The organism is Lacisediminihabitans sp. (genome assembly GCF_043726815.1).
Taxonomy (GTDB): domain Bacteria; phylum Actinomycetota; class Actinomycetes; order Actinomycetales; family Microbacteriaceae; genus Lacisediminihabitans.
In genome coordinates, this window is the sequence record NZ_JAYSJZ010000090.1 from 28,304 (window position 1) to 49,134 (window position 20,831).

The window sequence follows — 20,831 nt, forward strand, 5'->3', positions numbered from 1 at the left end:
TGCGCTGCCCGGTGTCACGCTCGGAGTTCTGCCTTTCCCAATTCTGCGACAACGGGCGTCCCGTTGGCGGCGGCGGCCGACCAGGCCCTGGTCGACGCGGACTCGACGGTCGAAACCCCGCCCACCCGCCGAACCGCGAAGGTCGCGGCCTCGCCGGTCGGAGTCGTCACGGTCACCCGCCGCTCGCTCTCCCCCTGGGGCAGCGAGCTCGGGTAGACCCTCACCGTGAGCCCGTCGAGATAATCGTAGTCCGGCCGGTCGACTCGGGAGCCGACGGGGATCACCCCGCCGTCCCGCACGTAGAGCGGCAGGCTGTCGAAGCCGTGCGTCTCGGTGCGCCAGCCCCCGCCGGCCACCGTCTCGCCGGTGAAGTAGTTGGTCCAGGTGCCGGCCGGCAGGTAGAACTCGACGGTGCCGTCGGCGGAGAACACCGGGGCGACCAGAAGGTCGGCGCCCAGCATGTACTGCCGGTCGAGGTAGCCGGTGGCCGGGTCGTCGGCGAACTCGAGCTGCATGGGCCGGAGCACGGGCGTGCCGGTGGCCGTCGCCTCGAGGCCAGCCGCGTAGAGGTACGGCATGAGGGCGAGCTTGAGCCTGGTGAAGAGCCGAGTCACCTCCACGGCCTCGTCGTCGAAGGCCCACGGCACCCGGTAGGACTGGCTGCCGTGGAACCGGCTGTGGCTCGAAAGCAGGCCGAAGGCCGTCCAGCGCTTGAAGACCCCGGCATCCGGTGTGCCCTCGAATCCACCGATGTCGTGGCTCCAAAAGCCGAAGCCGCTGAGGGCCAGCGACAGGCCGCCGCGCAGCGTCTCCGCCATCGACTCGTAGGTGGAGGTGGAGTCGCCGCCCCAGTGCACGGGCATGCTCTGCCCGCCGACGGTCGCCGAGCGGGCGAAGAGCACGGCATCGCCCTCGCCGCGGTGCTCCTGCAGCACCTCGAACACGGCCTTGTTATAGAGCTGGGTGTAGTAGTTGTGCATGCGCTCCGGGCTCGACCCGTCGAAGTAGTCGACCTCCAGCGGGATGCGCTCGCCGAAGTCCGTCTTGAACGCGTCGACGCCCTGGTCGAGCAGCACCCGCAGCTTGCCCTGGTACCAGGCCACGGCATCCGGATTCGTGAAGTCGACCAGGCCCATTCCCGCCTGCCAGAGGTCCCACTGCCAGACGTCGCCGTTGCGCTTCTTCACGAGGTAGCCGGCCGCCTTCGCCTCGGCGAACAGCGGGGCGCGTTGCGCGATGTACGGATTGATCCACACGCACACGTGCAGGTTCTTCTCGTGCAGCCTGGCGAGCATCCCCTCGGGGTCGGGAAAGGTGCGCGAGTCCCACTCGAAGTCGCTCCAGTTGAATTCACGCATCCAGAAGCAGTCGAAGTGGAAGACGCTGAGCGGCAGGTCGCGCTCGGCCATGCCGTCGATGAAGCCGTTCACCGTCTCTTCGTCGTAGCTCGTCGTGAAGCTCGTCGAGAGCCAGAGTCCGTACGACCAGGCCGGAACGGATGCCGGGCGCCCGGTGAGCGCCGTGTAGCGTTCCAGGATCTGCTTGGGGGTGGGCCCGTAGATGATGTAGTACTCGAGGCTCTCGCCCGAGACCGAGAACTGCACGCGCTCGACCGCCTCGGAGCCGACCTCGAACGAGACGTGTCCCGGGTGGTTGACGAGCACGCCGTATCCGCGGTTCGTGAGGTAGAACGGCACGTTCTTGTAGGCCTGCTCGCTCGATGTCCCGCCGTCCGCGTTCCAGACATCCACCACCTGGCCGTTCTTCACGAGCGGTCCGAACCGCTCGCCGAGGCCATAGACGAGCTCGCCGACGCCGAGGGCGAGACGCTCGTGCAGGTAGCTCGGTGCGAGGCCGACAACCTCGGCCCCTCGAGCATTGCCGGCCGGCACCCCGTAGACCTGGGCGTTCTTGTCCACCTTGAGGTAGCCGAGCGAGTTGGTGCCGCTGCTCGTGAGTTCGCGCCCGCCGCCGGTGAAGGTCAGACTCCAGGGCGCGCCGTCCGCGATCGTCGCGGTGAGACCGCCGCTCGTCAGCGTGCTCGACGAACCGTGCACCTCGACGATTCCGTGGCCGGGCTCCGCGCCGACGAGGTCGAAGGCGAGTTCGTCCTTCACCCCCTGGTGGTGCTCCACCCGCACCCCGACGATGTCGGGCAGCGGCGAGGAGAGCGTCACGGTGAGGGTCGGCCGGTTGAGCACGTCGCCCCGGCGATCGATCTCCCTGGTCGGCGCGGTGATCACCAGCGAGTGCTCGCCGGGCCAGACGTCGTATGCCTCCTTCGCATAGAGCGCCTCGACGCCGGATCGCAACTGCCAAAAGCCATCGGTGAATTTCATGGGGTTTCTCTCTGCTGGGCTACTTGACGGCGCCGGCGGTGATGCCGCGGGTCAGGGTGCGCTGGAAGATGAGGAAGAAGATGAGGGTGGGGATGAGCCCGAGCAACGCAGACGCGCTCGTCGTGGTCACATCCATCAGCCGGTCACCCTGGAGCACGGCGATCGCCACCGGCACGGTCTGGTTGGAATTGCTGACCAGGAAGGTCAGCGGGATGAGGAACTCGTTCCAGGTCCAGATGAAGAAGAAGATGAGGATCACGGCCAGGGTCGGTCGTGAGATCGGCACGATCACTCGCCAGAGGATCTGCCATCGGCTCGCCCCGTCGAGGGACGCCGCCTCGAGGATCTCCCGGGGGAAGGTCCCGTACACCGAGGAGAGCAGGTAGGTGCCGAACGCGCTCTGGATCACCGTGAAGATGATGATGACCGACCACACGTTGTCGTAGAGGCCGACCTGCTTGAACATGTAGTACAGCGGGTAGAGCAGCGCCTCCTGCGGAAGCATGTTGGCGAGCAGGAACAGCACGATGATCCAGGTGCGGCCGCGCACCCGGCCGATGCCGATGGCGAAGGCGTTGAACACCGAGATGAGCACGGCGAACACCGCGACCGTGCCGCTGATGAAGAAGCTGTTCCAGAGCTTCTCCGGGAAGTTGACGCGCTTCCAGAAGTTGGCAATGCCATCGAAGTAGAGATTGTGGGGCAGCGAGAGCGGGCCGGAAGTCGCATAGTCAGCCGGCGACTTGAACGAGTTGATCAGGATGATGAGGAACGGCGCGGCGATGAGTGCGCCGAAGATGATCGCCGCGGCGAGGATCGCCCAGTCGGCGAGAGTGCGCCTGGTCGCCCGCTTGCGGAGCTTGAACGGATGCTCCGTGGTCGCGGTCGGCCTTCGCGACAGGTCAGGGGCCATGGTCGCCATCAGCGCTCACTCTCCGCACGTTCTGCCCGGTTCTGGGCCTTGATGAAGACGATCGTCACGATCACGACGACCACGGTGAGCGCGGTCGCGATCGTCGCGCCGTAGCCCACCTGCTGGTTCTGGAAGAACTCGCTGTACGAGTAGTAGCTGGGCACGATCGTGCTCGTGCCCGGGCCGCCGCGGGTCAGTGTGTAGATGGGTCCGAACACCTTGAGCGCCGCGATCGTACACGTGAGCGTCACGACGAAGACCTCGGGACGGATGATGCTCACCGTGATCCAGCGGAAGCGCTGGAACCAGTTCGCCCCATCCAGCTCGGCAGCCTCGTACAGCTCCGGGTCTACCCGCTGGAGGGCGGCCATGAAGATCACGACGGGATACCCGAGCTGCACCCACACCATCACGAACATGATGCTGAGAAGCGCCGTATCCGGGCTGCCGAGCCAGTTGTGCTGCAGGGAGCCCAGGCCGACGGCCTTGAGCACCGTGTTCAGAGCGCCATTCTCGGGGCGCAAGATCCAGCCGATCACGATGGCCGCGACGGCCACCGGAAGGATCTGCGGCAGGTAGTAGGTGGCGCGGAGAAAGCTGGCGAGCCGGCCGCCGAACTTCTTGCCCACGAGATCAAACAGCATGGCGGCCAGGAGGAGGCCGAGCAGGGTGGGAACGATCACCATCGCGACGATCATCGCGATGCTGTTACCGAAAGACGTCCAGAACTTGGTGTCCTGCACCAGCTCGACCCAATTGTCGAACCCGATCCAGATGGGGGGCCGGATGCCTCGCCATTCGGTGAAGCTGAGGTAGATGTTCCACAGCAGCGGCACCAGGATCACCACGGTGAAGAGCACAAAGCCCGGGATGAGATAGAGCCAGAATGCGCCTCGCCCACCCTTGCCGCTGTTGGGCAGCAGGGCGTTCTCGTCGCGTGCTCTCGTCGCTCGAACTCGAGCGACGGCGGGAACTGTCACCATGACCTGGCCTTTCGTGTGGTGCGGGATGCCCGAGGGCCTGCGTGTCGCGCGGCCGGCCGATTCTCACGAATCGACCGACCGGCGGACGCGGACATGGCCGTCGGGGTGGGGACTACTTGGTGATGTCGTCGACGCCCGACTGGTATTCGGTTCCGAGCTCGGTGAGCACGTCCTTCGACGACTTCGTGCCGTTGACGAGTTCCTGGAGGCCCGCGTTCAGCTGGTCGTAGAAGGTCGGGGTCGGCCAGTCGGGGTAGAAGGCCAGACCATCCTGCGCGGTGAGCTTGTTGAAGTTGTCGATGAGTTCTTTGCTCTTCGGGTCCGTGATCGACGCCGCCTCGGCCGCCACGGGGATGCCTCCGCTGTTGCCGATGAGGGCCTGGATCTCGGGGCTCATGGTGATGTCGATGAACTTGTAGGCAAGATCCTTGTTTTTGGAGTTCTCCGGAACCACCCAGATGTTGCCGGAGGAGCCCGGGGAGAGCTTGGCGCCGGGGAAGAGGAAGGTGCCCCAGTCGAAGGTCTTGACGTCGGTCACCATGCGGCCGTACCACCAGCTGCCCGAGTAGAAGATCGGGTTGGTGCCGTTGATGAAGGCCGTGCCGGCATCCTCGGCCTTGAGGCCGGTCGAGTCCTTGCTGATGTAGCCCTTGTCGACCCAGCTCTTGATGGTGTCGGCGGCGAAGGTGAAGTCCTTGTCCTGCCAATCGACCTTGCCCGTGTAGAGCTGGTAGTTGTTCACCCACTGGCGCGTCGCCTTGCTCAACGCGAGCTGGTAGAAGAGCTGGCCGAGCGGATACTCCGCGGCAGACTCGGCGAGCGGTGTGACGCCGTTGTCTTTGAAGGTCTTGAGCGCCGCCTCGAATTCGGCGAAGGTGGTCGGCACCGCGATGTTGTACTTCGCGAAGGCGTCCTTGTTGTAGTACACGTCCACGAACTCGCCGTAGTTGGGGATGCCGTAGTAGTGCCCGCTTCCCATCACGCCCTTGGTGCTGTAGCGGGCGGTGGTCTGTAGCGACGAGGCGAGCTTCTTGTCCCACCCGTAGGCCTTGACGGCCGGGTCGAGGTCGGTGAGCAGCCCCTGGCTCGAGAGGAGTCCGGCGGTGGCGTTGCCCTTGTTGTACTCGAGGATGTCGGGGGCCGCGTTCGAGTTGAGCACCTGGCTCGCGGTCGAGCGGATCTGCTCGAAGCTCTTCGCCTCGAACTTCACCTTCGCGCCGGTCTCCTTCTCGAACTTCTTGATGGCGGCGTTCCAGGCGATTCCCATGGCGCTCGTGTCGCTCTCATAGTCCCAGAGGGTGAGCGTCTTTCCCTTGCCGTCGGGATTCTTGGTGACCGAAGTCGAACTCGACGTAGAACCGCTCGCACAGCCGGCGAGCAGCAGCGCCGTGGTTGCCAGAATGGCGCCCGCCGCAATAAGCCTCTTGCGCATCTTGTACCTCCTTGTAAAGGAGCGCCGCCCTGGTGCAGGCGTGGCAGCCACTCCGATGCCGTTTGTTGTAGAACACAACATAAGCGGGAAATACCGCTCCACGCAACCCACAAATTTACGGTCTCTGAGAACGTGCGGCGGCCTCCGCGGGACAGCTCCCCGATAAATAGGGGATTACGGCGAGCTCTCGGCCGAGAGTGAGCAATGTTTTCATTCACAACAATCCGGCCATCCAGGCCCGAATTCGGCTCAGCGCAGCGGCAGCGAGGCCGGATCGGCGATGAGTTCGGAGAACACGAGTTCGCCGCAGCCGATCAGGAGTTGATCGGAGGCGCTCGCGGCGCCCTCGATTCGCACGTCTTCGCGCGCCGATCGGATGGCGTCACCGAGGAGGGCGTCACCGTCCCGACCGCCGGCCTCGTAGAGGTCGCTCAGGAATCCTCCGAGCACCACGAGCGTGGGGTTGAAGAGGTTGACCGCGGTTCGCACCGCGATGGCGAGCAGATCCAACTGCTCGGAGATCAGCGCACGCACGCCGGGGTCGCGACTCGATGCGAGTCGCGCTCCGAGCAGGCGTGCCTCGGCCGGGGCGAGCCCGACCGCCTCGAGGAGCCCCGCCTGTGTCACCTCGGCCTCGAGGCATCCCGTCGCCCCGCACGAGCACCGGGTGCCGTGGCTGCGCACGAAGCTGTGGCCGAATTCTCCCGCGTAGCCCGCGGCCCCGTTGAGCAGGCGGCCGCCCGTGACGGCACCCCCACCGATGCCGCTCGCGCCGCCGATGAAGTAGACGAAGTCGTCGACTCCCTTTCCCGCGCCGAAGACGCTTTCCGCGCGCATGGCGAGGTTGGCGGCGTTCGCGGCCCAGGCGGGGAACGTGGTCGCCTCGGACAGCATCCGGCTGAGCGGCTCCTCGGCCCAACCCATGTGGGTGGCCTCCCGCACCGTGCCGTCGGACACCCGCACCTGGCCCGGAACGGCGACGCCGATGCCGACAACCCGAAGCGCCGTCTCACGCCCAGACAGGAGCCCGGCGATGGCCGCCGAGGCCAGCCTGACCACGTCGGCGGGCGTCGGCGCGCTCGCGACCTCCAGCCGCACCCTGGCCAGGACCCTCCCGCTCATGCCCACGAGTCCGACATGAATCGCATCGACCTCTGGATTGATGGCGATCGCCACGACGCCGGACTGGGCGTGCACGATGGGGCTCGGGCGACCGGGCACATTGCCCGTCGTGGGCAGCGCCTCGTAAACCAGTCCGAGGTCGGCGAGTTCCGCGACCAGGTCGCCGACCGTCGAGCGGTTGAGCCCGGTCAGTCTCGTGAGTTCGGCCCTCGACAGGGGTCCCTCGCTGTGCACCAGACCGAGGATGTTCGAGAGGTTCGAGCGCCTCAGCTGGTCGGTCGCCCCTCCCTGCAGGGGAGTGCGCGAGACGAAGTCGCGACCGCTGGACATGCAATGACCCTAGTCTGCGCGCGACTCACCACGAATCGGGCCCGGCCCCGCGGCACGATCGCGATTGGGCCTTGCGCCAGCACGGTGGGTTGCCGCTAATATGTTTCTAGAGACAACAAATCATCAACGACGCTGAAGGACATCTTCATGACCACCACCCCCACCCGTGCCGACAAGTTCTCCTTCGGCCTGTGGACCGTCGGCTACAACGGCTCAGACCCGTTCGGTGGCCCGACCCGCCCGCAGCTCGACGTCGTCGAGGCCGTCACCCGCCTCGCCGAACTCGGGGCATACGGCCTCACCTTCCACGACGACGACCTCTTCCCGTTCGGTTCGAGCGACGCCGACCGCCAGAAGCAGATCGACCGTCTCAAGCAGGCCCTCGCGGATACCGGACTCGTCATCCCCATGGTCACCACCAACCTCTTCAGTGCCCCCGTGTTCAAGGACGGCGGTTTCACCTCCAACGACCGCGGCGTGCGCCGGTTCGCGTTGCGCAAGGCGCTCCGCCAGCTCGACCTCGGTGCCGAACTCGGTGCGCAGACCTTCGTCATGTGGGGCGGCCGGGAGGGCGCGGAGTACGACACCGCCAAGGACATCCGCGGGGCGCTCGAGCGCTACCGGGAGGGCGTCAACCTGTTCGCCCAGTACGTCACGGACAAGGGCTACGACATCCGCTTCGCGATCGAGCCGAAGCCGAACGAGCCCCGCGGCGACATCCTGCTGCCCACGGTCGGCCACGCGATGGCGTTCATCGAGACCCTCGAGCGCCCCGAGCTGTTCGGGGTGAACCCGGAGGTCGGCCACGAGCAGATGGCCGGGCTCAACTTCACCGCCGGCATCGCGCAGGCGCTGTACCAGGGCAAGCTCTTCCACATCGACCTCAACGGCCAGCGCGGCATCAAGTACGACCAGGACCTGGTGTTCGGCCACGGCGACCTGCAGAACGCGTTCTCGCTCGTCGACCTGCTCGAGAACGGCGGCCCCAACGGCGGACCGGCCTACGACGGCCCCCGCCACTTCGACTACAAGCCGTCGCGCACGGAAGACATCACCGGGGTCTGGGATTCCGCCGCGGCCAACATGCGCACCTACCTTCTCCTCAAGGAGCGCGCGGCCGCCTTCCGTGCCGACCCGGAGGTGCAGGAGGCGCTCACGGCATCCCGTGTCGCGCAGGTCAACGAGCCGACGCTGAATGCCGGCGAGAGCTACGACGACCTGCTGGCCGACCGCAGTGCCTACGAGGACTTCGACACCGACTCCTACTTCGGCGGCAAGGGCTTCGGCTTCGTGCGGCTCAACCAGCTCGCCCTCGAGCACCTGCTCGGCGCGCGCTAGGGCCGTGGTGCGGGCGGGCCCACGCCCGCCCGGCGCCCGGCCGCGCCCCTCTGCGGCGTTCATAACTCCTGCTGGATTTCGTCGGCCGGGATGCGAACCCCGTAGATTCGGGGAGCGCCGCACGCCGCGGCGAATCCAGCAGGAGTTATAGACATCCAGTAAGGGAGCACCGATGACACTCGTCGCCGGAGTCGACTCGTCCACCCAGAGTTGCAAGGTCGTGATCCGCGACCTCGAGACCGGCGCGGTGGTGCGCACCGGGCGCGCGACGCACCCCGAGGGCACCGAGGTCGATCCAGAGCACTGGTGGTGGGCGCTCCTCGCGGCGGTCGACGACGCCGGCGGACTCGCCGATGTCTCCGCGCTGGCGATCGGCGGCCAGCAGCACGGAATGGTGGTGCTGGATGCCGAGGGCCGCGTCATCCGCCCCGCCCTGCTCTGGAACGACACGCGTTCGGCCCCCGCCGCCGCCGCCCTGATCGGCGAGGTCGGCGCGCACGAGTTCGCCGAGAGAACCGGGTCCGTACCCGTCGCCTCGTTCACCCTCACCAAGCTCCGCTGGCTGGCAGACACCGAGCCGCAGAACGCGGCGCGCGTCGCTGCCGTCGCCCTCCCCCACGACTGGCTGACCTGGCGTCTCCGCGGCTTCGGCCCGCAGAACCCCGTGCTCGCCGAGCTCGTCACCGACCGATCGGATGCGAGTGGCACGAGCTATTTCAATCCGGTCACGAACGGCTACGACCGCGACCTGCTGGCGATCGCCCTCCGCCGCTCCCCCGCCACCACCGAAAACGCAGGAGTTCTTCTCCCGACGGTGCTCGATCCGGCAGAATCGCGCGCCGTGGTCATCGGATCTCCTGCGTTTTCGGAGGGTCTGGTGGTGGGGGCCGGCGCCGGCGACAACGCCGCGGCTGCCCTGGGACTCGACGCCCGCGACGGTGACGCCGTCGTGTCCATCGGCACGAGCGGCACCGTCTTCGCCGTCACCGACACTCCGGCGCACGACGAGACCGGCACGGTGGCCGGGTTCGCGGATGCCTCCGGCGCCTTTCTGCCGCTCGTCGCCACCCTCAACGCGGCTCGCATCCTCGACTCGACCTCGGCCCTGCTCGGGGTGGACCACGCGGAGTTCGCTCGGCTCGCCCTCGAGGCGACGCCCGGCAGCGACGGTCTCGTGCTCGTGCCGTACTTCGAGGGCGAACGCACGCCCAACCTGCCGCAGGCCACCGCGACGCTCGGCGGCATGACTCTCGCCTCCACCACCAGGCCCAACCTCGCCCGGGCCGCGATCGAGGGGCTGCTCTGCGGCCTCGCCGATGGCCTCGAGGCGATCCTCGCGCAGGGCGTGGCCGCCCGGCGTGTGCTGCTCATCGGCGGCGCCGCCCAGAATCCGGCGGTGGGGGCGATCGCGGCGCAGGTGTTCGACCTGCCGGTTGTCGTGCCCCAACCGGCGGAGTACGTCGCGGCCGGAGCGGCCGTCCAGGCGGCCTGGGCCCTCACCGGGGCCCGGCCGAGCTGGCCGATCGCAATGGTGTCCGAGCCGCCCGGGGACTACCACCCGCTGATTCGCGAGCAGTATTCCGCCCTGGCCCGCTCCCGCTACTAGCCGAAGAGGCTCCTGAGCCAGTCCAGGCGCACCACCTCGTGGTGTTCCTGGCCTCCCTCGTGCTCGTTGAACGGGTAGACCGAGATGGACTTCTCGCCGCCGTAGCGGTTGAACGCCGCGAACACGGTCGACGGCGGGCAGGTCTGGTCCATCAGCGCGGTCGAGAAGAGCGCGGGGGCCGTCGCTCGGGAGGCGAGCACGGCGCCGTCGAAGTACGACAGGGTTCGGTATGCGCGCTCGGCGTCCGGCCGGTTGCGCCGAAGGTAGCGCACGATCTCCTGGTATGGGTCGTTGTCGGTGAGGGTGATCGCACGCTCGAAGTTGCAGAGGAACGGCACGTCGACGAGTGCGCCCGCCAGTCCGTCGACAAGCGCCGAGACGGCCAGCGTGATGCCGCCGCCCTGGCTGATCCCGGCGACGACAATGCGGTCGGGGTCCACGAACGGCGAGGCCTTCGCCGCCTCGACCGCGCGCACGGCGTCGGCGAAGATGCGGCGGAAATAGTAGGTCTCCGGATCGAGGATGCCGCGGGTCATCATGCCGGGCGCCGCCTGAAGTCCGGAGTCGGCCGCGGCATCCGGGGTGTCGGCCGTCGCCCAGCCCCAGCCCTGCCCGCGGGAGTCCATCACGAAATGGGCGTGGCCGGCGAGCGCGTAGAGCACCCGCGTGTGCACGAGGCCCCGGCCGCCGGAGTAGCCGAGATACTCGACCACCGTCGACAGGGGACCGGTCGACCCGGCCGGCACGTGCAACCAGCCCTTGATGCGGTTGCCGCCGAACCCGGAGAAGGTCACGTCGTAGCTGTCCACGAGGGTGAAGCCGTTGTCCACCGGCACGAACGTCGCGTCCAGGTCGAATTCGCGGGTCTCCGCGAGCGTCGCAGCCCAGAAGGCGTCGAGGTCGCCCGGCACGGCGAGGTCCGGGGTGTATTCCTGCAGTTCGGCGAGGGACAGGTCGAAAAAGGCCAAGCGACTACTCCAATGTGAGGCGGGTGAAACAACACTACGGCCGATCAGCGCCCGACCGGGCTCCTCGTGTTTCGCCCTCACCAACTGTCCGGTGTCGCCCCCAACGGCACTGGCTCCGGTCGTGCGACCGTGCTGGTGAGCTCGACCACGCGATGCTCGTGCGCCGCGCGAAGCACGGCATCCATGATCTCGAGCACATGGAACGCGAGTTCCCCCGACGCTCGGTGCGGGCGATCGGTCTCGATCGCATGCGCAAGGTCCGCCAGCCCGACGCCGCGCCCGGCATCCGCGTACCCCGCAGAGACCGGCACGTCCGTCCATTCCGGCTTCTCCACCGTCCAGACCTCCACCGTGTCGGAGAACCGGTTGGGATCGGGCACCGCGATCGTGCCCGTCGTTCCATAGAGTTCGAACAGCGGGGCGCGGGAGGCCCACACCTCGAAGCTCACCGTCACGGTCGATGTCACACCGTTCTCGTGTTCGAGAATCGCACTGACGTGGGTGTCGACGTCGACGGGAACGCTGTCGCCCGCCTGGCCCCCGGTCGCCACCGTGCGCGTCCTGTTCGAACGCGTCGCAACGCCTGACACTCTGATCACCGGCCCCAGCAGCGAGACAAGGGTCGTGAGATAGTACGGGGCCATGTCGAACAGGGGCCCACCACCGGGCTGATAGTAGAACTGCGGCGCCGGATGCCAGAGTTCGTGGCCGGGCGCGCTCCAGTGCACGGCCGCGGCGACGGGGTCGCCGATAGCGCCGGAATCCAGCAGCGCGCGCGCCGTCTGAACGCCCGTGCCGAGCACGGTGTCCGGAGCGCTGCCCACCCGCAGGCCGAGCCGGCGCGCGAGATCGAGCATCGGAGCCGCTTCAGCGGGGTCCAGCGCCAGCGGCTTCTCGCCGTAGACGTGCTTTCCCGCCAGCAGCGCGCGAGTCGCAATGTCGATGTGCGCGGCGGGAATCGTGAGATTCAGCACGGCATCGATCCGCGGATCGGCGAGTAGCGCGTCCACGCTCAGCGCCTCGACTCCTCGCTCTGCCGCCACCTCGGCCGCGCGAGCCTCGTTGACATCCGAGACAGCCACCACGTGCAATCCGGCCAGCTGGGGAAAAGCCTCGAAGTACTGGGCGCTGATCGTGCCGACCCCGATAATTCCGATGTTCAACGCGCCGCCCACAGCAAGCCTCTCTCCACAATCGTCCGTACGTTCGGGTCGTCGAGCACCTCGAGCCGGTGCCCGGGCGCCGACACGAAGACTCGGCCCTTGCCCCACTGCCTGGTCCAGATTGCCGGGGCGGTGACGGGGCGATTCCAGGCGTCCCAGGGGCGAACCGCCTGTGTCGTCGTGGCCAGCACGTCGTTGTATTCGTCGCTCAGCACCCAGTACTGCTCGGTCACCAGATCGAAGTCGTCGATCCCGCGCGTGATCGGATGCGAGCGCCCCAGTTCGGTGATGTGCACCGTGTACGGGATGTAGTTGTCGGATTGTTCGCCGGTGCGAACCGCCGGGTCCTTTCCCGCGTGGTGAGCGAACTGCCCACCGATCATGTGCAGGTAGTCGGCGTTGTCGCGATACGAGTCTGCTATCCCGCCGTGCCACCCGGCCATTCCGGTGCCGTTCAAGACCGCGGCCTGAAGGCCGGCGAATTCCTCTTTGGTGATGGATGCCATGGTGTTGATCTGCAGGATCAGGTCGACTGTCGCGAGGTAGTCGGCGTCCGTGTACACGGCCGGCGACTCCTCTATGCGCACCGTGAAGCCGTTCCCCTCGAGGAACGGAACCATCGAGTCCGTGGTCTCCACGGGCTGGTGACCGTCCCACCCGCCTCGCACGATGAGCGCGTTTCGCGCGCTTGGTGTTACCGAAGTCATCGAGCACTCCCCATTCGGCGGCCGTTGCCGCTCATTGTTGCTGCATTCCAGGACCGTCTCCGTCGCGACCGTCCACGGCGATCCAGGAGCTTCCGGCCGCCGAACTGGTCTCGACCGCCTCGAGCACCTGCTGCACCTGGAGCCCGTCGTCGAACGACGGGCGCGGCTGGATGCCCGCGGCGATATCGACAAGCAGGTCTCGCACCTGGTGCGAGAACGGGTGTTCGTAGCCGATGCCATGGCCGGTCGGCCACCACGCCGCCATGTACGGATGTTCCGGCTCTGTGACGAGGATGCGGCGGAAACCGCGCCCTCCCGCAGGATCCGCGCCGTCGTAGAGCTCGAGCTCGTTCATCCGCTCCAGGTCGAACGCGATGGCGCCCATCGAGCCACTGAACTCGAGGCGGAAGGCATTCTTACGCCCGGTCGCGTACCGGGTCGCCTCGAACGAGCCGAGCACGCCGCCCTCGAGGCGGGCAGTGAACAGCGCAACGTCATCGACGGTCACCCGCCCTCTCTCCTCGGACGCCGTGCCGCTGAGACCGATTGACTCCCCGAGCAACGGCCGTTCGGCCACGAGCGTCTCGAGGATTCCGCTGACGCTTTTCACCCGTCTACCGGTAATGAATTGCACCGCATCGATCGCGTGCGCTCCGATGTCGCCGAGAGAACCCGAGCCGGCAAGGTCCTTGTCGAGTCGCCAGGTCATGGGACCTTCCGCGTCCACCAACCAGTCCTGCAGGTAGAGCGCGCGTACCTGCCTCAGTTCTCCGATCTTGCCCGCAGCGACCAGGTCGCGGGCAAAGGTGATCGCGGGCACCCGCCGGTAGCTGAAGCCCACCATGGCGTACACGCCGCGCGCGGCGGCGCGGCGGGCCGCATCGGCCATGCGCCGGGCCTCGTCAACAGTGTTGGCGAGCGGCTTCTCGCAGAGCACATGCTTGCCGGCCTCGAGCGCCGCTATCGCGATCTCGACGTGCGTGGAGCCGGGGCTGCAGATGTCCACGAGGTCGATGTCGTCGCGCTCGATCACCCGCTCCCACTCCGTCTCGCTCTCCGCCCAGCCGAGCCGTTCCCTCGCCGCTTCGACCCGCGATCGGTCGCGCCCGACGATCACCGACATTCGCGGCTCGACTGGCAGGTCGAAGAAGCGCGGTGCGACGCGCCACGCCTGGGAATGCGCTGCTCCCATGAACCCGTATCCAACGAGCGCCACGCGGCACAGAGGTCGACTCATCCGTGCAGACTCCTTCATCCTCTCGGCCGGCGAGACGTCACCAGCCGTTTGCGTGTGTCACGCTATCCCGGCCTCGGGGACCTGCGCAACCTTTCCTGTTAATCACAGAAACATGTCGCGAAAGTTCAGACCCTCAGCTTCGGGGGGACGCCGTGCTGGCCCGCACCACCAGGCTCGTCGCCAGATCGATGCGAACGAGCTTGCGGTGAGGATCGTCGCGCAGGGCCAGCACCAGGCGCGTCGCCTGCTCGGCCATCTCGATCAAGGGCTGATGCACGGTCGTCAGTTTGGGCCCCATCCAGCTCGCACTGGGAACATCGTCATAGCCGACCACGGAGACGTCGTCCGGCACGACGAGCCCCAGCATCCGTGCGGCCTCGTACACTCCGAACGCCTGGAGGTCATTCCCCGCGAAGATCGCGGTCGGCCGATCCGCCCTCGACAGAAGCCGCGTGCCTGCCGCAACGCCGTCCTCGTAGTGAAACTCTCCGGCGTCAACGAGCGTCGGGTCGAGCGGGATGCCCGCCTCCTCAAGAGCGGCACGGTATCCGGACAGCCGAGCGCGTGAGCACAGCATCGCCAGCGGACCGCTGACCATGGCGATTCTGCGATGACCAAGCTCGACCAGGTGGCGAGTGGCAGCGAGCCCACCCGACCAGTTGGCTGAGCCCACCGAGGCGACATCGGGATCGGGGTCCCCGGCCGGGTCGAGCACGACGAACGGGATGTTGCGTGTCGCCAACTGCCGCTTGTGATCGATGGACAGGTTCGAGAAGAGCAGGATGACACCGACCGGCCGCCTCCGCAGGATCCCGTCGATCCAATCGGGCGCGAGGGAGAGGTGCCCGCCGCTCTCGGTGAGGATGACGCTGAGCCCGTTCTCCCGGGCCACGCTCTCGACGCCTCGGATGATCTGAAGAGACCATTCACTGTCGATGTTGTCGAACACGAGCTCGATGAGCTTTCCCTGCTCGTGGGCGGTGCCACGCCGACTGTATCCAGCGCTGTGCAGCAGCCCCTCGATGCGCTCCCGCACCGCATCCGAGACGCCGGCCCGGCCGTTGAGCACCTTCGACACGGTGGACATCGACACGGAGGCGTCGCGGGCGATCTCCGCGAGCGTGGCCCGTCCCGGCGAAACCTTTTGCAGAGTCATGCGCCCATGGTAGTGCGCATCCGGCGTCGATCTGAGGCCTAGGGCACGGGCTTCTCCGCCGGTATATCTGTTGACAACGCCCGAGAAGCACTGAAGACTGATGCCGTCGCAGCACGAAACCTTTTCATCCATAGAGCGACACATGCATCCAAAGAAGAATCATGGCCGCCGCCACTGGCGACGGCGGCTGGAAAGGAAACTGTCATGGCGTCACAATCCACAGGATCTTCCTTCTCGAGGCGGGGGTTCCTAGGAATCGCGGGAGGCGTGGCAGCGACCGCCGCACTCGCAGCGTGTTCGACGGGAGGCGGAACCGGAGGCTCCGCCAAGGAGATCAAGTTCTGGAACATGCCGTGGGGCGGAACGGAGTTCAATCCCCTGGACAAGAAGATCACGCTCGCATACAAGCCGAAGAGCGGCTTGGGCGCGGCCACCTACCAGGAGATCCAGTGGGCGAACTTCACCCAGACTTTCTCGTCGGCCGTGGCGTCGAACACCGGGCCTGCTGTGAGTTCCGGCGGCGGGACGCAGGCGTTCCAGTTCGCCAACCAGGGCAAGATCGCGTACGCCGACAACCTGCTGGACAGCTGGAAGAAGAACGGCATCTACGATGACTTCTTCGACGGTCTTGTCGACACGATGAAGACCGACAAGGGCTACGCCGCGGTGCCGTACAACCTCGACGTGCGCATCTCCTGGTACAACAAGACTCTGCTTTCGGAGGCTGGCGTCGAACCGCCGAAGGACTGGGACTCCTATCGCAATGTGTGTGCGGCGCTCAAGAAGAACGGCGTCTACGGCTTCGGCCTCGGCTCCGGCGCCGGCAGCTTCACGGGCAGCCATATTCTCGCGGCGTTCATGATCAACAACGGCGGCGGACTCTTCAACGCGGACAAGAAGCCGGACTGTGTCACTCCCGAAAACATCGAGGCCATGGAATTCATCCTCGATCTCGTGAAGAGCGGATACAGCGACCCGGCGGCCGCCACCTACACCAGCGCCAACGTTCAGTCGCAGTGGAAGGCGAAGAAGTTCGGCTTCGGCTGGGACGGCGCCGGGCTCGCCGCGGGGGCCGTGGGCGATGTCGCTGGCGACCTCGTGGTCGGCAGCCCGCTCACCAGCCCGAGCGGCAAGAAGGGCGGCCTGTACTTCCCGAACAACATCATGATGTACAAGAACACCCCGAGCCAGGCAAGCTCCGAAGCCTTCCTCACGTACTACTACCAGAACATGAAAGACCTGTGGACGAAGAAGACGGGCATCGGCTTGCCGCCGTTGAAGTCGATTGCCGACACCCCTGAGTTCAAGGCAGACCCGAACAACGTGAAGATCATCGACGAATGGCAGCCGATCTTCAAGACCTGGGCCGCTCCCGGTGGCAACGGGCTGTTTTACAACATCGCCAACACGGTCGATGGAACGGCCCCGATGATCACCTTCGCGCAGTCGATCCTGGGCGGCAGCACAACTGCGAAGAGCGCCCTGACCGCGCTTCAGACCTCCATGGAAGGCCTCATGAAGTAGCACCGATTCGGCTGGGCCCTGCGCGAGCCGGGCCCAGCCCTTTGCCCCCACGAGAATCTTCAAAGGAGAAGTAGATGACGACCGAATCCGTGACCGGAGCGCTCACACGGGCGCGGAGGGGCGTGGGGAACGCCGGGTCTGGCAGACCGCCGACCAGCCGCGAACGCCGGCGAAGGTTCACGCACTCCCGGGCGTTCGTCTTCTTCGTCCTCCCGTCGTTGATTCTGCTCATTCTCTTGAACCTGTACCCGGTGATCTACGCGGGGCTCCAGTCTCTGCGCAACGGCGACCTTCTCAGCGCGGGCAACTTCGTCGGCCTGAACAACTACATTGCGATGGTGCAGACCCCGGCCTTCTGGCACGCGGCCGGATTCACCGTCGTCTTCACGCTCGTCGGCGTGTTCGGCAGCTGGGCGATCGGGCTCTCCCTCGCCCTGTTGCTTCGCACCCGCATCCCCGCGGGCGGCCTGTTCAAGGTCCTGCTGCTTCTGCCCTGGGTGGTCCCGGTAGTCGTGTCGGCCACGTCGTGGAACTGGCTCGTGGCAACGCCGCAGTCACCACTTCCGATCCTCGCCCAGGCTCTCGGCCTCGGCAACGTCCTGTTCCTGGCGAATCCGCTTCTCGCGCAGGTCACGGTGTGCGTCTTCAAGGTGTGGATCAGCTTCCCCTTCATGATGATGATGATGTCTTCCGCACTCGCATCCGTTGACGTCAACGTCTACGAGGCCTCCAAGGTCGACGGCGCCACCGCGTTCCAGACGTTCGGGCGGATCACCCTCCCGATGATCTCGCGCTCGACCTACATCAGCTGGATCCTCATGACGATCTTCTGCGTCAATGACTTCCCGAGCATCTTCCTGCTCACCGGTGGCGGACCGGTCAACTCCACCCAGACACTCGTGGTCCTGGCCTACTCGACGGTCTTCCAGAACTTCCAGACCGGTCCGGGTGTCGCGATCGCCTTCATGATGACCATCGTGCTCGTCATCATCGCCACCCTGCTGTACCGCCAGATCCGAAAGGTGAACATCGAATGAGCGTCGAAACTTCGGGTGCCACGATTGCGGTTCCGTTCGCGACCACCGTGCGCCCGTCCAAGCGCCGCACGCTCACTCAGGCGCAGGAGAGGGGCAAGTGGTGGCGCTTCGTTGCCATCCTGGTCATCACCTCCGTGGTACTGGTGCCGATCGTGGCCGTCGTGCTCCTCTCGCTCGAGCCATCGCTCGGCAGCACGGCACGAGGAGTCACGCTCGAGAACTTCGGCAAGATCTTCACCGAGACGTCGGTCGGAAGGTGGCTGACCAACAGCCTCGTCGTCACCCTTGTCACCGTGGTCATCGCGGTGATCGTCGCGGCGCCCGCCGGCTACGTGCTCTCCCGAGGGCGCAGCAAGCTCGTCTCCGGCTATTCGTTGATCCTGTTCATCGTGCAGTCGCTGCCCGTCGTCACCGCGGTCATCCCCCTCTTCATCCTGTTCGCCCAGATCGGCCTCGTCGACAACCTGGTCGGCGTCACGATCATCTACGTGGGATCGACCATGTCCGTGGCGATCTGGATGATGGCCGCCTACTTCGATTCGATTCCGATCACCCTCGAGGAGGCCGCCTGGATGGACGGCTGTTCCGTCTTTGGCAGCTTCACGCGGATCGTGCTGCGCAACTCGCTGCCGGGCGTGCTCTCCACCGCGATCTTCGCCTTCCTGCTCGCGTGGAACGACTACCTGGTCGCCGTCGTGTTCCTGCGGTCGGACGAGAACTACACCCTGCAGATCGGCCTGCAGACGTTCTTCCAACAGAACCAGACGAACTGGGGACTCGTGATGGCCGTGGCCGTCGTGATGATGCTGCCTCCGGTGCTCCTCTTCGCCGCGCTCAACAAGTACTTCAGTGTCGGAGGCATCGGTGGTTCGCTCGCCGGGCGCTAGCCCGATCGATCTCTTCACCTCGAACATCCGCGCCGCCGTCGACCGAATCATTCCGGCCGACGACTGGCCGGCCGGGTGGGATGGCGGCGTGGCGGCCTATGTCTCCCTGGCGAACGAGGAGCTGGAGTGGGCGTGGCCCGCACTCGGCTGGCTGGACGCGGCTCTCGACACCGCGGCGCAGGCCGGCGGCGGAACCTCGTTCGCGGCGCTGAATGGACCACGACAGGATGCGATTCTCACTTCCTTCGAGATCGCGGATGAGCCGCCCGGCGCCGCCACGCATTTTGCGGCGCTGCGCCGAATCTGCTGGGAGGGCTTCTACGCGTCCTCGGCACACCGCATTCCGACCGAGCCTCACACGCCCATCGGGCTGGAGATGGTCGGATTCCGCGCGGTGCCCCACGGCATCACGCCGATCGAGCCCGACCCGATCGAGGGCATACGGCCCGATCAGGTGCGCCCGGGATATGACGCGATCGTGATCGGCAGCGGTCCCGGTGGCGGGGTCGCCGCGGAAACCCTCGCCAGGGCGGGTAAGACCGTGTTGCTCATCGAGCGCGGCCTCCCCCTGCCGAATGCTGCTCTTCGGCGCGACCACCTGCACGGAAAACGCAATGCCGTCTACGCGCCGTCCGCGGGACCCGGGCCAGGGCATCCGCGCCTCGCTCGCCTTCAGGACGACGACGAACGCATTATCGACGGCACCGGTGATGCCTCTCTCTACGGGCTGAACGCCATGGTTTTCGGAGGCGGAACCCGACTGTGGCAAGGGATGTCGTGGCGATTCCTGCCGGATGACTTCGCCATGGCGAGTGTCTTCGGCAACCCCGAGGGCGCCAGTCTGGCGGATTGGCCGATCGACTACGACGAGATGGAGCCGTACTACAGCCGAGCGGAGTGGGAGCTCGGCGTCTCCGGAGTGGAGGGCGGCCTGACCTCACGCACGCCCCGCTCGGCCGGCTATCCGATGCCGCCGATGGCGACCGAGCCGGCGCGCGAGGTGCTCGCGGCGGCCGCGGATGCACTGGGCTGGGGATGGGGTCCGATCCCCCTGGCCATCAACAGTGTGCCTCACGGCGGCAGGCCGGCCTGCGTGAGGTGCCCGCAATGCGTCGGACATGCGTGCCCGGTCAACGCCAAGAACGGTTCCAACAACACCTTCGTGCCGCGCGCCGTTGCGACGGGCAATTGCGATGTGCTCTTCGACGCCGAGGTCATCACCGTGCGCGACGGCGCGGGTTCGGCCGGCGTGACCCTCATGGCGGCCACATCCACAACTCCCGTGGAACTCACGGTGATCGGCGAGGTCGTCGTCGTGTCCGCCGGTGCGGTCGAAACCCCGCGGCTGCTCCTCGCGAGCGGCATCGGCAACGATCAGCTCGGCCGCCACCTGCACGATCACAGGTTTGTCACGATGCTCGGCACGACGGATGAGCCCGTCAAGGAGTACGTCGGACCCGGCCACTCCGTGGCCACCCTGGACCACGTTCACGGCGAGAGCATTCCGTGGGGCGGTGGGGTCATCGTCGATCTGATGAGCCTGCTGCCTCTGACCTCCGCGTCGAACCCGACGACGCCGGGCGTGCCACTCTGGGGAGCCGGCCACAAGGAGTGGATGCGCAGTGGCCGCCCGCATGCCTTCGGCGTCTTCGGCATTGGACAGGAGATCCCGATGGCCTCGTCACGAGTGACTCTCGCAGATGGCCTTCGCGACCGGTGGGGCAAGCCAGCGGCCGCACTGCGCAAAGACGTTCACTGGGCATCCCTCGACGTGGAAGCCGGCATGGCACGGGTCGGCGCACAGTGGCTGGGGGCGGCCGGCGCGCACGACATCCACCGTCAGTATGGCCCGGCGACCGCCTCCGCGGCGGGCGAGCACTCGTGCGGCACCGCGCGGATGGGGTCAGACCCGGCGACGTCGGCCACCGACCGTTGGGGACGCGTCCACGGTGCCAGGCGAATCGTCGTCTGCGACGCCTCATTGCACCCGACAAACGGCAGCGTGAACCCGGCCCTGACCGTCGTGGCAAACGCGCTTCGAGTCGCGGAGCGTCTTCTCCAGGCCTGGCCGACGGGCTCCTGAGAGGCC

Annotated in this window: 16 protein-coding genes; 6 read left to right on the forward strand and 10 right to left on the reverse strand. The window is 66.7% G+C overall.

Going from position 1 to position 20,831, the window contains the following annotated elements; all coding sequences use genetic code 11:
* Window positions 1–14 precede the first annotated feature (14 nt).
* The 5 genes from yicI to ACHZD8_RS13895 form a co-directional block, all read right to left on the reverse strand.
* Window positions 15–2,339 (reverse strand): alpha-xylosidase, encoded by a 2,325-nt coding sequence (yicI, locus tag ACHZD8_RS13875; RefSeq protein ID WP_394771020.1) that lies wholly within the window; start codon window positions 2,337–2,339, stop codon window positions 15–17.
* Between the two features lie 19 nt (window positions 2,340–2,358).
* Window positions 2,359–3,252 (reverse strand): carbohydrate ABC transporter permease, encoded by an 894-nt coding sequence (locus tag ACHZD8_RS13880; RefSeq protein ID WP_394771040.1) that lies wholly within the window; start codon window positions 3,250–3,252, stop codon window positions 2,359–2,361.
* 8 nt (window positions 3,253–3,260) lie between these two features.
* Window positions 3,261–4,235, reverse strand: a complete 975-nt coding sequence (locus ACHZD8_RS13885) for a carbohydrate ABC transporter permease (protein WP_394771021.1) — start codon at window positions 4,233–4,235, stop codon at window positions 3,261–3,263.
* 112 nt (window positions 4,236–4,347) lie between these two features.
* Entirely contained in the window at window positions 4,348–5,667 is a 1,320-nt protein-coding gene (locus tag ACHZD8_RS13890; RefSeq protein WP_394771022.1) for an ABC transporter substrate-binding protein, read from the reverse strand.
* A gap of 249 nt (window positions 5,668–5,916) precedes the next feature.
* Window positions 5,917–7,119, reverse strand: a complete 1,203-nt coding sequence (locus ACHZD8_RS13895; protein WP_394771023.1) for an ROK family protein — start codon at window positions 7,117–7,119, stop codon at window positions 5,917–5,919.
* A 147-nt stretch (window positions 7,120–7,266) separates the two neighbouring features.
* Here ACHZD8_RS13895 and xylA point away from each other — a divergent pair, with 147 nt between their 5' ends.
* Both xylA and xylB read left to right on the forward strand, forming a co-directional pair.
* On the forward strand, window positions 7,267–8,457 hold the full coding sequence (xylA, locus tag ACHZD8_RS13900; protein ID WP_394771024.1) for a xylose isomerase: 1,191 nt from the start codon (window positions 7,267–7,269) through the stop codon (window positions 8,455–8,457).
* A 172-nt stretch (window positions 8,458–8,629) separates the two neighbouring features.
* On the forward strand, window positions 8,630–10,063 hold the full coding sequence (xylB, locus tag ACHZD8_RS13905) for a xylulokinase (RefSeq protein WP_394771025.1): 1,434 nt from the start codon (window positions 8,630–8,632) through the stop codon (window positions 10,061–10,063).
* Here xylB and ACHZD8_RS13910 read toward each other — a convergent pair.
* From ACHZD8_RS13910 to ACHZD8_RS13930, 5 genes are all read right to left on the reverse strand, one after another.
* Window positions 10,060–11,031, reverse strand: a complete 972-nt coding sequence (locus ACHZD8_RS13910) for an acetylxylan esterase (RefSeq protein WP_394771026.1) — start codon at window positions 11,029–11,031, stop codon at window positions 10,060–10,062. The genes xylB and ACHZD8_RS13910 overlap by 4 nt on opposite strands.
* 77 nt (window positions 11,032–11,108) lie before the next feature.
* A complete protein-coding gene (locus ACHZD8_RS13915) occupies window positions 11,109–12,194 on the reverse strand; it encodes a Gfo/Idh/MocA family protein (protein WP_394771027.1) in 1,086 nt (361 codons plus the stop codon).
* On the reverse strand, window positions 12,191–12,901 hold the full coding sequence (locus ACHZD8_RS13920; protein ID WP_394771028.1) for a ThuA domain-containing protein: 711 nt from the start codon (window positions 12,899–12,901) through the stop codon (window positions 12,191–12,193). The genes ACHZD8_RS13915 and ACHZD8_RS13920 overlap by 4 nt, the downstream gene beginning before the upstream one ends.
* 31 nt (window positions 12,902–12,932) lie before the next feature.
* Complete coding sequence (locus tag ACHZD8_RS13925) at window positions 12,933–14,138, reverse strand: Gfo/Idh/MocA family protein (RefSeq protein ID WP_394771029.1); 1,206 nt, start codon at window positions 14,136–14,138, stop codon at window positions 12,933–12,935.
* Window positions 14,139–14,271: 133 nt separating this feature from the next.
* Window positions 14,272–15,294, reverse strand: coding sequence for a LacI family DNA-binding transcriptional regulator (locus ACHZD8_RS13930; protein WP_394771030.1), 1,023 nt, complete (start codon window positions 15,292–15,294; stop codon window positions 14,272–14,274).
* A gap of 267 nt (window positions 15,295–15,561) precedes the next feature.
* On the opposite strand from ACHZD8_RS13930, the gene ACHZD8_RS13935 reads away from it, so the two are divergent.
* The 4 genes from ACHZD8_RS13935 to ACHZD8_RS13950 all read left to right on the forward strand — a co-directional run bounded on the left by ACHZD8_RS13935 (window position 15,562) and on the right by ACHZD8_RS13950 (window position 20,825).
* Entirely contained in the window at window positions 15,562–16,818 is a 1,257-nt protein-coding gene (locus ACHZD8_RS13935; RefSeq protein WP_394771031.1) for an ABC transporter substrate-binding protein, read from the forward strand.
* A gap of 74 nt (window positions 16,819–16,892) precedes the next feature.
* Window positions 16,893–17,855 carry a carbohydrate ABC transporter permease gene (locus ACHZD8_RS13940; RefSeq protein ID WP_394771032.1) on the forward strand — a complete coding sequence of 321 codons (963 nt, stop codon included), beginning with the start codon at window positions 16,893–16,895 and terminating at the stop codon, window positions 17,853–17,855.
* Window positions 17,852–18,742, forward strand: a complete 891-nt coding sequence (locus ACHZD8_RS13945; RefSeq protein WP_394771033.1) for a carbohydrate ABC transporter permease — start codon at window positions 17,852–17,854, stop codon at window positions 18,740–18,742. Before ACHZD8_RS13940 ends, ACHZD8_RS13945 begins: the two co-directional genes overlap by 4 nt.
* Complete coding sequence (locus tag ACHZD8_RS13950; protein WP_394771034.1) at window positions 18,720–20,825, forward strand: GMC oxidoreductase; 2,106 nt, start codon at window positions 18,720–18,722, stop codon at window positions 20,823–20,825. The genes ACHZD8_RS13945 and ACHZD8_RS13950 overlap by 23 nt, the downstream gene beginning before the upstream one ends.
* Window positions 20,826–20,831: the final 6 nt, after the last annotated feature.

What these genes read in the sequence shown, in the direction of transcription:
- ACHZD8_RS13930 (WP_394771030.1), bottom strand. Translation starts at nt 15,294, where the DNA reads ATGACTCTGCAAAAGGTTTCGCCGGGACGGGCCACGCTCGCGGAGATC.
- ACHZD8_RS13880 (WP_394771040.1), bottom strand. Translation starts at nt 3,252, where the DNA reads ATGGCCCCTGACCTGTCGCGAAGGCCGACCGCGACCACGGAGCATCCG.
- xylB (WP_394771025.1), top strand. Translation starts at nt 8,630, where the DNA reads ATGACACTCGTCGCCGGAGTCGACTCGTCCACCCAGAGTTGCAAGGTC.
- ACHZD8_RS13885 (WP_394771021.1), bottom strand. Translation starts at nt 4,235, where the DNA reads ATGGTGACAGTTCCCGCCGTCGCTCGAGTTCGAGCGACGAGAGCACGC.
- ACHZD8_RS13895 (WP_394771023.1), bottom strand. Translation starts at nt 7,119, where the DNA reads ATGTCCAGCGGTCGCGACTTCGTCTCGCGCACTCCCCTGCAGGGAGGG.
- ACHZD8_RS13925 (WP_394771029.1), bottom strand. Translation starts at nt 14,138, where the DNA reads ATGAGTCGACCTCTGTGCCGCGTGGCGCTCGTTGGATACGGGTTCATG.
- ACHZD8_RS13940 (WP_394771032.1), top strand. Translation starts at nt 16,893, where the DNA reads ATGACGACCGAATCCGTGACCGGAGCGCTCACACGGGCGCGGAGGGGC.
- xylA (WP_394771024.1), top strand. Translation starts at nt 7,267, where the DNA reads ATGACCACCACCCCCACCCGTGCCGACAAGTTCTCCTTCGGCCTGTGG.
- ACHZD8_RS13890 (WP_394771022.1), bottom strand. Translation starts at nt 5,667, where the DNA reads ATGCGCAAGAGGCTTATTGCGGCGGGCGCCATTCTGGCAACCACGGCG.
- ACHZD8_RS13945 (WP_394771033.1), top strand. Translation starts at nt 17,852, where the DNA reads ATGAGCGTCGAAACTTCGGGTGCCACGATTGCGGTTCCGTTCGCGACC.
- yicI (WP_394771020.1), bottom strand. Translation starts at nt 2,339, where the DNA reads ATGAAATTCACCGATGGCTTTTGGCAGTTGCGATCCGGCGTCGAGGCG.
- ACHZD8_RS13920 (WP_394771028.1), bottom strand. Translation starts at nt 12,901, where the DNA reads ATGACTTCGGTAACACCAAGCGCGCGAAACGCGCTCATCGTGCGAGGC.